Consider the following 10,068-nt stretch of genomic DNA (forward strand, 5'->3'; position numbering starts at 1 on the left):
GACAAGCATCGTCATTTTATTATGGTCAGCCTCAGGGTGAAGTGTGTCTAATCAACAGGGTTTTCGGTCTCTAAGTACTTTTTAAAGGGAACATCATCGACTCAAATCTCTATTTGCAACAGTGCCAATAATTTTCTATCCCGATCTTCTGTTAAATACTCGTTGATGCCAGCGAGTATTTTTTGTTTCTCTGCTTCATCTTCCATTTTCTTGAGCAAGTAAGAACCCAGTAAAATTTTACGTCTGGTATCGTTTTTTCGATTTTGTTCTTTCTGTTTTGCCTTTTCACGAGCGTCTTTAGCCTGCTTTTGAGCTTTAAGCTGCTTTAAGCGTTCTTCCTGTTGCTTTAAGCGTTCTTCCTGCTTAGCAATTCTCTGTTCTAAAGATTCATTTGTCATTGTAATTCCCATACCTAAAAAACCATTCAAGCATAGGATACCTGCCATTGAGATTCAATGCCTTCCTAAGCTATAATGGTTTTCCAGAATGGCGCACTTTACCAAACTAATTTCATTAAGTTTGGAAGTCCGAAAGGGGATACCCCTTTACCCCATAAAATTATTTTGTTGTTGTTGAGAAAAGACAAATGAGCCACCTCCGCGCTTCATCAGAAAACTGAAGGAACCTCCATTGAATCGAACTAATATTTTTTTTGGTGAATCGCATTCTGACTGGTTGCCTGTCAGAGGCGGAGAATCTGGTGATTTTGTTTTTCGACGTGGTGACGGGCATGCCTTCGCGAAAATCGCACCTGCTTCCCGCCGCGGTGAGCTCGCTGGAGAGCGTGACCGCCTCATTTGGCTCAAAGGTCGAGGTGTGGCTTGCCCCGAGGTGATCAACTGGCAGGAGGAACAGGAGGGTGCATGCTTGGTGATAACGGCAATTCCGGGAGTACCGGCGGCTGATCTGTCTGGAGCGGATTTGCTCAAAGCGTGGCCGTCAATGGGGCAGCAACTTGGCGCTGTTCACAGCCTATCGGTTGATCAATGTCCGTTTGAGCGCAGGCTGTCGCGAATGTTCGGACGCGCCGTTGATGTGGTGTCCCGCAATGCCGTCAATCCCGACTTCTTACCGGACGAGGACAAGAGTACGCCGCAGCTCGATCTTTTGGCTCGTGTCGAACGAGAGCTACCGGTGCGGCTCGACCAAGAGCGCACCGATATGGTTGTTTGCCATGGTGATCCCTGCATGCCGAACTTCATGGTGGACCCTAAAACTCTTCAATGCACGGGTCTGATCGACCTTGGGCGGCTCGGAACAGCAGATCGCTATGCCGATTTGGCACTCATGATTGCTAACGCCGAAGAGAACTGGGCAGCGCCAGATGAAGCAGAGCGCGCCTTCGCTGTCCTATTCAATGTATTGGGGATCGAAGCCCCCGACCGCGAACGCCTTGCCTTCTATCTGCGATTGGACCCTCTGACTTGGGGTTGATGTTCATGCCGCCTGTTTTTCCTGCTCATTGGCACGTTTCGCAACCTGTTCTCATTGCGGACACCTTTTCCAGCCTCGTTTGGAAAGTTTCATTGCCAGACGGGACTCCTGCAATCGTCAAGGGATTGAAACCTATAGAAGACATTGCTGATGAACTGCGCGGGGCCGACTATCTGGTATGGCGCAATGGGAGGGGAGCAGTCCGGTTGCTCGGTCGTGAGAACAATCTGATGTTGCTCGAATATGCCGGGGAGCGAATGCTCTCTCACATCGTTGCCGAGCACGGCGACTACCAGGCGACCGAAATTGCAGCGGAACTAATGGCGAAGCTGTATGCCGCATCTGAGGAACCCCTGCCTTCTGCCCTTCTCCCGATCCGGGATCGCTTTGCAGCTTTGTTTCAGCGGGCGCGCGATGATCAAAACGCAGGTTGTCAAACTGACTACGTCCACGCGGCGATTATAGCCGATCAAATGATGAGCAATGCCTCGGAACTGCGTGGGCTACATGGCGATCTGCATCATGAAAACATCATGTTCTCCAGTCGCGGCTGGCTGGTGATAGATCCCGTCGGTCTGGTCGGTGAAGTGGGCTTTGGCGCCGCCAATATGTTCTACGATCCGGCTGACAGAGACGACCTTTGTCTCGATCCTAGACGCATTGCACAGATGGCGGACGCATTCTCTCGTGCGCTGGACGTCGATCCGCGTCGCCTGCTCGACCAGGCGTACGCTTATGGGTGCCTTTCCGCAGCTTGGAACGCGGATGGAGAAGAGGAGCAACGCGATCTAGCTATCGCGGCCGCGATCAAGCAGGTGCGACAGACGTCATACTAGATATCAAGCGACTTCTCCTATCCCCTGGGAACACATCAATCTTACCGGAGAATATCGTTGGCCAAAGCCTTAGCGTAGGATTTCGCCCTCTCCCGCAAACGACCCCATGTGGGCGGTAAAATCAGCTATGTCCGTATTCCCTCACCTGAAGACTTCTGGTGATGAAAATGGCATCCCCACCCGGAAACTGGAAAACCCGCTATAAAGCCAGTGATCTTGCAGACCATCAAAGATTAGAAATGACCTGCAAGAAATGTAACCGCCTTGTTTATATCAATAAGGCAATGATCAGCTCAATTCGAGGACACGAGCAATTATATTTGGACGAAGTTGAACGACGCGCACGCTGCAAAGCTCAAAATTGCCGTGGCACCATGCGCATGGCAATGGTGCGTCTTGATGAACTCAGCGGTTTTATTGGCGGGATTGCTTGATCTCCCGCCAAGATTTTAAGATCGCAATAAACTGGCTGACTGGCGCAATAATGGTATAGCAATAAGATAAAGGCTTGCTGCGACGAGCCAAACCCAACCATCCCACTGCCCCGCGGTTAAGCCATAAAGCGTCGTAAATCCGACCGGCCCGATAATCGAGGTTATATTCGTCAACCCCGTTAAAGTTCCCTGTAAAGCACCTTGTTTTTCATCGCAAACAAGACCTGAAATAATGGCCTGCAAAGCAGGCATACCAATGCCGCCTGTGGCCAGCATAAAAATTGCCGGCAGAACCATCCAGCTTTGCGTGATAAAAGCCAGCAATAAAAACCCGCACATATCAGCGCCCATTCCAAGCAGCAACACACCGCGGTCACCCAGTCGCTTTGAAAGAGTGCCGGTTAAAACAGCTTGTACGAATGTATGTGCTGCACCAAAAACGGCCAGCGACACACCTGCTGTGCCAATATCCCAATTCAAGCGCTGTTCGCCATAAATCACCCACAAAGCGGCGGGCGCCTGCCCAATCAGCTGCATAAGAAAAAACAACGCAAAAAAGCTGGCAAGTCCCTGAACTGCAAAATTGAAGCGAAAGCCTTCAAACAAATTGATTTTGGCTGGCTGTCCTTCAGGCGGTTGTGACGGCGTTTTGGGCAACAAGAAAGTCACCAAACAAAAGGCAATTGCATTGAGAAGAGCCCCTGCCACAAAGGGCGCATGCACAGATATATCACCAAGAACACCGCCAATAGCAGGCCCTGCAATCATACCTGCACCAAAACACGCCCCCATAAAACCAAACCAACGCGCACGTTCTTCCTGTTTAGTTGTATCAGCGATAATTGATGCCGCGATTGCACCAGTTGCTCCGGTAACACCTGAGATAATCCGGCCGATATAAAGCACCCATAAAACAGGCGCTGCCGCCATTATGCTATAATCAATCGTGGCACCTAAAAATGAAACCAGCAAAATAATCCGCCGTCCATAGCGGTCAGATAACCGCCCTAAAACGGGCGCGCAAAAGACCTGCATAAACGCATAAAGCGATAAAAAAACACCATAGTGAAATGCTGTTTGCTCTGCCGGTACAAATTCATTTAATAAAGCCGGAACCACCGGCATGATTAATCCCAAACCAATCGCATCAAGCGCGACAACAATGAGTGCGGTTATAAGTGATTTTGACATAGATGTGACTTTTATTTATCATTGATAAGTTGGCGATAATAAACTTTATCAACGATAAATTGTCAAGAGGTAATGCAATAAAATGACCAAATTGGATCGTGAGACCGTTATTCAGGCTGCACTTGAACTTCTCAACGAAGTCGGTGTTGACAATTTAACAACGCGAAAATTGGCCGAGCGCCTGAAGGTGCAGCAACCTGCTCTTTATTGGCATTTTCGCAATAAGCGCGCCCTGCTTGATGCCTTATCTGAAGCCATGTTAGAAAAAAATCACACCCGCACCGTGCCTCAGACAGGAGAAGACTGGCGTGTCTTTTTAAAAGAAAATGCACTCAGCTTTCGTAGCGCACTGCTTTCTTATCGTGATGGCGCACGCATTCATGCGGGCACACGCCCAACCAGTGCGCAATATGAGCGCGTGGAAAAACAGATCAGATTTTTATGTGAGAGCGGATTTGAACAGCCCGATGCCGTACGGGCATTAGTGATTGTCAGTCATTATACGACGGGCTCTGTCAGTGAGCAGCAAGCAGCCCTCGAAGATAGTTCTGAACGCAAACAAGCCTCAAAAGAAGCCCCTGCACAGCCATCACAGTTTCTATCTCATGCCTTTGATACATTCGATGCGGAAGGTGCCGATTTTGCCTTTGAATATGGATTGGATGCTTTAATTTCCGGTCTGGAAATGAAGAAAGCCACAAAATAACTTAGCAGATGCAACATAAAAAAGCCCCGCAAAGCGAGGCTTTTAAAATGATTAACTTAAAGATTATGCTTTTGGTGCAGCTTTTGGTTTGCGTGTTGAATAGACGACAAAGAACCCTGCAACCAAACCATAACCAAGCCATTTAAATGGCAGTATATCCGCATCTTCGCTGCGGATTGCACGTACCGCAACCGTGCCCGGACGTGTTTCCACACCCGCTTTACCACTGCTTTGAGCCGCTTCAATCTGATCAGGTGAGACGACCCATTCACGGCCTGTATATTTATCATAGGCCATAAAACCAAAGCCCACGATGAGTGCGGTGATTGCGCCTGCAATCAAACGAATGCGCATATTCATATCAAATTTCCATTATTTAATCTTGTTCAGCTTTTAAGCTGACAACAGCAAAAACATCAATTAGCAAAGCCGATCACTTATTATTATCTAATTCAAAATCACAAAATGGGGTCGTTTGCGGGAGGGGGCGGAATCCTACGCTAAGGCTTTGGCCAGCGATATTCTCCGGTGAGATTGATGTGTTCCCATCCGAGCGGCGAAACATGGGCCAAGAGATCGGGCGATAGCAGCTTTCCATCGCGTTTCTGGTTTGCAACGACCTCGCCGAGCTTCATGGTGTTCCAGAAGATGATGATGGCGGCGAGCAGATTCATGCCGGCGATGCGGTAATGCTGGCCTTCGGCGGAACGGTCGCGGATTTCACCGCGGCGGTGGAAGCTGATTGCCCGCTTCAGCGCATGATGAGCTTCGCCTTTGTTGAGCCCGATCTGGGCACGCCGTTGGAGTTCGGCATCCAGAATCCAGTCGATCATGAACAGGGTGCGCTCGACGCGACCGACTTCCCGCAGGGCTGTCGCGAGCTCGTTCTGCCGCGGATAGGAGGCGAGTTTCCGCAGAATCTGGCTTGGCGCGACGGTCCCGGCAGCAATGGTGGCGGCGATGCGCAGGATGTCGGGCCAATTGCGCTCGATCATGGCTTGGTTGACCTTTCCGCCGATCAACGCTCGCAGGTGCGCCGGGGCGGCCGACGGATTGAACGCGTAGAGCCGTTTGGATGGCAGGTCGCGGATGCGCGGAGCGAACCGGTAGCCGAGAATGGCACATGCGGCAAAGACGTGATCGGTGAAGCCGCCCGTGTCGGTGAACTGCTCGCGGATATGGCGTCCAGCATCGTTCATCAGCAGGCCATCGAGGATGTAAGGCGCTTCGCTTGCCGTTGCAGGAATCACCTGGGTTGCGAACGGCGCATATTGGTCGGAGACGTGGCTATAGGCTTTCAGGCCCGGGGTATTGCCATATTTCGCGTTGACCAGGTTCATGGCCTCACCTTGCTCTGTAGCGACGAAGAACTGTCCGTCGCTCGAAGCCGACGTGCCCATGCCCCAGAACCGGGCCATGGGTAACGCTGCCTGTGCCTCGACCACCATGGCCAGCGCCCGGTCATAGGCTTCGCCCTCGACATGCCACCGTCCAATGCGGATCAATTCCCAGAAGGTGTGGGTGTTTGTCGCATCCGCCATTTTGCGCAAGCCGAGGTTGATCCCTTCCGCCAAGATAACGTTCATTAGCCCGATCCGGTCAGCGCAGGGTGCTCCTGTGCGCAGATGGGTGAACGCTTCGGTGAAGCCGGTCGCCGCATCCACCTCCAGCAGGAGATCGGTGATGCGCGTGGGCGGGATCTGCTTGTAGAGATCGAGCACCAGATCTTCGGCGCCTGTCGGCGCGGCGGCTTCGAGTTTCTCGATATGCAGAACGCCGTTTTCAATCGACCCGCCCGGGATCGTGCCTGCGCGAGCGGCACGGCCAAGCTCGCGCAACCGCATGTCGAGGCGAGCTTGCCGGTCTGCCAGCCATTCCTCCGGCCGCAATGGCACAGCGAGACGACCGCCTTCCGCGATGGATTGTGCCGGAACGAGTGCGTGTTTCAGATCGCCATAGCGCCGGGACCTAGTAAGCCAGACATCTCCGGAGCGGAACGCATGGCCTTGTCGCAAATTCTTCAGGTTAACTCGATGTTGACCATGGGGAGAGAAGTTGCCGCTCCTGATATTGCGGAGCGAGCCGATGATTTTGAATACCATTGCCGAAAAGCTGAAGCGCCAGTCGAAGGATGATTTCAAGGGCAGGCATTTCGAGGCCTGGCTGATTGTACAGGCGGTTGCCTGGTACTTGCGCTACCCGCTCAGCTATCGTGACTTGGAAGAGATGTTTCGCGAGCGGGGCTTCGAGGTCGATCATAGCACGATCAACCGCTGGGTATTGGCTTATGCACCTGTCATCGAGAAACGGCTGCGGCAGTTTCGTCGACCCCATTGCGGCTCGGTCCGGATTGATGAGACCTATGTCAAGATCCGCGGCAAATGGCGCTATCTGTACCGAGCCATCGATAAGCATGGCAATCCGGTGGATTTCCTGCTGACCGCTAAGCGCGATCTCGACGCTGCCAAGCGGTTCTTCCGAAAGATGCTTAAAGATGAACCCTTGTTGTCGCCGAACAGGATTGGGACGGACGGGGCCAACACCTTCCCGTCAACGATCAAAACGTCGGTTGATGATGGGCTTCTCCATCCCGATCCCGTGCATTATGTGACCAAACATCTCCAGCAGGGGATTGAGAGCGACCATTTCCGGGTGAAGAAGAACATGCCGAAGATCGGCGGTTTCCAATCCTTTAACACGGCGCGGCGAACCATCGCGGGTTTCGAGGCGATGCTGTGGCTGCGGAAGGGCTTTGGCTTTTCAGGCGGCTGGACCGTCAATGACCAGAATGATTTGCTTGCGCGCCTCTTCGGACTGCAAAAGGTTAACAAAGCATGAAAATACCGGCCTTGGCTGGGTGATAGCTGCCTCCAAAAGTGTTTGCGACACGCCCGGAACAATTCAGCCACTGCACCCATGTTCCGAGTTGGTGTGGTTTGCGGATCGTATGCCGGCATCTCGTTGCGCAAGATCTGCACCCAATCGGCAGGCACGGGCGGCGATCTCCAATCTGCGGGATCAGTCAGATCACCCGAGTGCGTGGGCATGACAATCGTGCCCTGGGGACCAACACAATCCAGAAGGGCCTGAATCACTGCGACCGGCCCTCCCGCGACCCAGCCGAGCGAGCTTAGCGAACTGTGGACGAGAACTGTGCCACCAAGCGTAAGGCCGTTCTCTCGCATTTGCCTTGCTAGGCTCGCGCGAGTTGCTGGCTGAGGCGTTCTCGAAATCAGCTCTTGTTCGGTCGGCATCTACTCTATTCCTTTGCCCTCGGACGAGTGCTGGGGCGTCGGTTTCCACTATCGGCGAGTACTTCTACACAGCCATCGGTCCAGACGGCCGCGCTTCTGCGGGCGATTTGTGTACGCCCGACAGTCCCGGCTCCGGATCGGACGATTGCGTCGCATCGACCCTGCGCCCAAGCTGCATCATCGAAATTGCCGTCAACCAAGCTCTGATAGAGTTGGTCAAGACCAATGCGGAGCATATACGCCCGGAGCCGCGGCGATCCTGCAAGCTCCGGATGCCTCCGCTCGAAGTAGCGCGTCTGCTGCTCCATACAAGCCAACCACGGCCTCCAGAAGAAGATGTTGGCGACCTCGTATTGGGAATCCCCGAACATCGCCTCGCTCCAGTCAATGACCGCTGTTATGCGGCCATTGTCCGTCAGGACATTGTTGGAGCCGAAATCCGCGTGCACGAGGTGCCGGACTTCGGGGCAGTCCTCGGCCCAAAGCATCAGCTCATCGAGAGCCTGCGCGACGGACGCACTGACGGTGTCGTCCATCACAGTTTGCCAGTGATACACATGGGGATCAGCAATCGCGCATATGAAATCACGCCATGTAGTGTATTGACCGATTCCTTGCGGTCCGAATGGGCCGAACCCGCTCGTCTGGCTAAGATCGGCCGCAGCGATCGCATCCATGGCCTCCGCGACCGGCTGCAGAACAGCGGGCAGTTCGGTTTCAGGCAGGTCTTGCAACGTGACACCCTGTGCACGGCGGGAGATGCAATAGGTCAGGCTCTCGCTGAATTCCCCAATGTCAAGCACTTCCGGAATCGGGAGCGCGGCCGATGCAAAGTGCCGATAAACATAACGATCTTTGTAGAAACCATCGGCGCAGCTATTTACCCGCAGGACATATCCACGCCCTCCTACATCGAAGCTGAAAGCACGAGATTCTTCGCCCTCCGAGAGCTGCATCAGGTCGGAGACGCTGTCGAACTTTTCGATCAGAAACTTCTCGACAGACGTCGCGGTGAGTTCAGGCTTTTTCATATCTCATTGCCCCCGGACGAGCGTCTGCTCCGCCATTCGCCGTCCGCCGTGCCAATCGGATCAGCCGTCCAAATGCGGGATTTTCGTTAGTCGGAGGCCAAACGGCATTGAGCGTCAGCATATCATCAGCGAGCTGAAGAAAGACAATCCCCGATCCGCTCCACGTGTTGCCCCAGCAATCAGCGCGACCTTGCCCCTCCAACGTCATCTCGTTCTCCGCTCATGAGCTCAGCCAATCGACTGGCGAGCGGCATCGCATTCTTCGCATCCCGCCTCTGGCGGATGCAGGAAGATCAACGGATCTCGGCCCAGTTGACCCAGGGCTGTCGCCACAATGTCGCGGGAGCGGATCAACCGAGCAAAGGCATGACCGACTGGACCTTCCTTCTGAAGGCTCTTCTCCTTGAGCCACCTGTCCGCCAAGGCAAAGCGCTCACAGCAGTGGTCATTCTCGAGATAATCGACGCGTACCAACTTGCCATCCTGAAGAATGGTGCAGTGTCTCGGCACCCCATAGGGAACCTTTGCCATCAACTCGGCAAGATGCAGCGTCGTGTTGGCATCGTGTCCCACGCCGAGGAGAAGTACCTGCCCATCGAGTTCATGGACACGGGCGACCGGGCTTGCAGGCGAGTGAGGTGGCAGGGGCAATGGATCAGAGATGATCTGCTCTGCCTGTGGCCCCGCTGCCGCAAAGGCAAATGGATGGGCGCTGCGCTTTACATTTGGCAGGCGCCAGAATGTGTCAGAGACAACTCCAAGGTCCGGTGTAACGGGCGACGTGGCAGGATCGAACGGCTCGTCGTCCAGACCTGACCACGAGGGCATGACGAGCGTCCCTCCCGGACCCAGCGCAGCACGCAGGGCCTCGATCAGTCCAAGTGGCCCATCTTCGAGGGGCCGGACGCTACGGAAGGAGCTGTGGACCAGCAGCACACCGCCGGGGGTAACCCCAAGGTTGAGAAGCTGACCGATGAGCTCGGCTTTTCGCCATTCGTATTGCACGACATTGCACTCCACCGCTGATGACATCAGTCGACCATAGCACGATCAACGGCACTGTTGCAAATAGTCGGTGGTGATAAACTTATCATCCCCTTTTGCTGATGGAGCTGCACATGAACCCATTCAAAGGCCGGCATTTTCAGCGTGACATCATTCTGTGGGCCGTACGCTGGTACT

10 protein-coding genes and 2 pseudogenes are annotated in these 10,068 nt (G+C 53.7%); 5 read left to right on the top strand and 7 right to left on the bottom strand.

Features of this window, described 5'->3' with window-relative positions; translation table 11 throughout:
- Window positions 1-101: 101 nt before the first annotated feature.
- Complete coding sequence (locus FTV27_RS16465) at window positions 102-398, bottom strand: mobilization protein (RefSeq protein WP_180079308.1); 297 nt, start codon at window positions 396-398, stop codon at window positions 102-104.
- A gap of 232 nt (window positions 399-630) precedes the next feature.
- Here FTV27_RS16465 and aph(3'')-Ib point away from each other — a divergent pair, with 232 nt between their 5' ends.
- The 3 genes from aph(3'')-Ib (at window position 631) to FTV27_RS16480 (ending at window position 2,704) form a co-directional block, all read left to right on the top strand.
- On the top strand, window positions 631-1,434 hold the full coding sequence (gene aph(3'')-Ib, locus FTV27_RS16470) for an aminoglycoside O-phosphotransferase APH(3'')-Ib (RefSeq protein WP_001082319.1): 804 nt from the start codon (window positions 631-633) through the stop codon (window positions 1,432-1,434).
- Window positions 1,434-2,270, top strand: coding sequence for an aminoglycoside O-phosphotransferase APH(6)-Id (locus FTV27_RS16475; RefSeq protein ID WP_000480968.1), 837 nt, complete (start codon window positions 1,434-1,436; stop codon window positions 2,268-2,270). The genes aph(3'')-Ib and FTV27_RS16475 overlap by 1 nt, the downstream gene beginning before the upstream one ends.
- Window positions 2,271-2,437: 167 nt before the next feature.
- The gene (locus FTV27_RS16480) at window positions 2,438-2,704 is read left to right on the top strand and encodes a hypothetical protein (RefSeq protein ID WP_052928020.1); all 267 of its coding nucleotides are present in this window, start codon (window positions 2,438-2,440) and stop codon (window positions 2,702-2,704) included.
- Between the two features lie 15 nt (window positions 2,705-2,719).
- Here FTV27_RS16480 and tet(Y) read toward each other — a convergent pair whose 3' ends face one another.
- Window positions 2,720-3,895 (bottom strand): tetracycline efflux MFS transporter Tet(Y), encoded by a 1,176-nt coding sequence (tet(Y), locus tag FTV27_RS16485; RefSeq protein ID WP_180079307.1) that lies wholly within the window; start codon window positions 3,893-3,895, stop codon window positions 2,720-2,722.
- Between the two features lie 82 nt (window positions 3,896-3,977).
- On the opposite strand from tet(Y), the gene tetR(Y) reads away from it, so the two are divergent.
- A complete protein-coding gene (gene tetR(Y) / locus FTV27_RS16490) occupies window positions 3,978-4,601 on the top strand; it encodes a tetracycline resistance transcriptional repressor TetR(Y) (RefSeq protein ID WP_011931118.1) in 624 nt (207 codons plus the stop codon).
- 63 nt (window positions 4,602-4,664) lie between these two features.
- On the opposite strand, the gene FTV27_RS16495 is transcribed toward tetR(Y), so the two are convergent.
- Complete coding sequence (locus FTV27_RS16495) at window positions 4,665-4,961, bottom strand: hypothetical protein (protein ID WP_044501921.1); 297 nt, start codon at window positions 4,959-4,961, stop codon at window positions 4,665-4,667.
- Window positions 4,962-5,101: 140 nt separating this feature from the next.
- Window positions 5,102-6,601 (bottom strand): annotated as a pseudogene (locus tag FTV27_RS16500) (Tn3 family transposase); the annotation flags it as partial.
- Between the two features lie 85 nt (window positions 6,602-6,686).
- On the opposite strand from FTV27_RS16500, the gene FTV27_RS16505 reads away from it, so the two are divergent.
- Window positions 6,687-7,439: an IS6 family transposase gene (locus tag FTV27_RS16505; protein ID WP_000602738.1), complete on the top strand. Its 753-nt coding sequence runs from the start codon at window positions 6,687-6,689 to the stop codon at window positions 7,437-7,439.
- Window positions 7,440-7,501: 62 nt separating this feature from the next.
- On the opposite strand, the pseudogene FTV27_RS17415 reads toward FTV27_RS16505, so the two are convergent.
- The 3 genes and pseudogenes from FTV27_RS17415 to aac(3)-IVa form a co-directional block, all read right to left on the bottom strand.
- A pseudogene (locus FTV27_RS17415) lies at window positions 7,502-7,855 on the bottom strand (AAC(3) family N-acetyltransferase); the annotation flags it as partial.
- Between the two features lie 5 nt (window positions 7,856-7,860).
- The gene (gene aph(4)-Ia, locus FTV27_RS16515) at window positions 7,861-8,886 is read right to left on the bottom strand and encodes an aminoglycoside O-phosphotransferase APH(4)-Ia (RefSeq protein ID WP_000742814.1); all 1,026 of its coding nucleotides are present in this window, start codon (window positions 8,884-8,886) and stop codon (window positions 7,861-7,863) included.
- A gap of 228 nt (window positions 8,887-9,114) precedes the next feature.
- Window positions 9,115-9,891 carry an aminoglycoside N-acetyltransferase AAC(3)-IVa gene (gene aac(3)-IVa / locus FTV27_RS16520; protein ID WP_001199192.1) on the bottom strand — a complete coding sequence of 259 codons (777 nt, stop codon included), beginning with the start codon at window positions 9,889-9,891 and terminating at the stop codon, window positions 9,115-9,117.
- Between the last annotated feature and the right edge of the window lie 177 nt (window positions 9,892-10,068).

The sequence above is a fragment of the Acinetobacter sp. YH12251 genome (assembly GCF_013417465.1).
In the GTDB taxonomy this organism is placed as follows: domain Bacteria; phylum Pseudomonadota; class Gammaproteobacteria; order Pseudomonadales; family Moraxellaceae; genus Acinetobacter; species Acinetobacter amyesii.

What these genes read in the sequence shown, in the direction of transcription:
- FTV27_RS16505 (WP_000602738.1), top strand. Translation starts at nt 6,687, where the DNA reads ATGATTTTGAATACCATTGCCGAAAAGCTGAAGCGCCAGTCGAAGGAT.
- FTV27_RS16465 (WP_180079308.1), bottom strand. Translation starts at nt 398, where the DNA reads ATGACAAATGAATCTTTAGAACAGAGAATTGCTAAGCAGGAAGAACGC.
- FTV27_RS16475 (WP_000480968.1), top strand. Translation starts at nt 1,434, where the DNA reads ATGTTCATGCCGCCTGTTTTTCCTGCTCATTGGCACGTTTCGCAACCT.
- FTV27_RS16495 (WP_044501921.1), bottom strand. Translation starts at nt 4,961, where the DNA reads ATGAATATGCGCATTCGTTTGATTGCAGGCGCAATCACCGCACTCATC.
- FTV27_RS16480 (WP_052928020.1), top strand. Translation starts at nt 2,438, where the DNA reads ATGGCATCCCCACCCGGAAACTGGAAAACCCGCTATAAAGCCAGTGAT.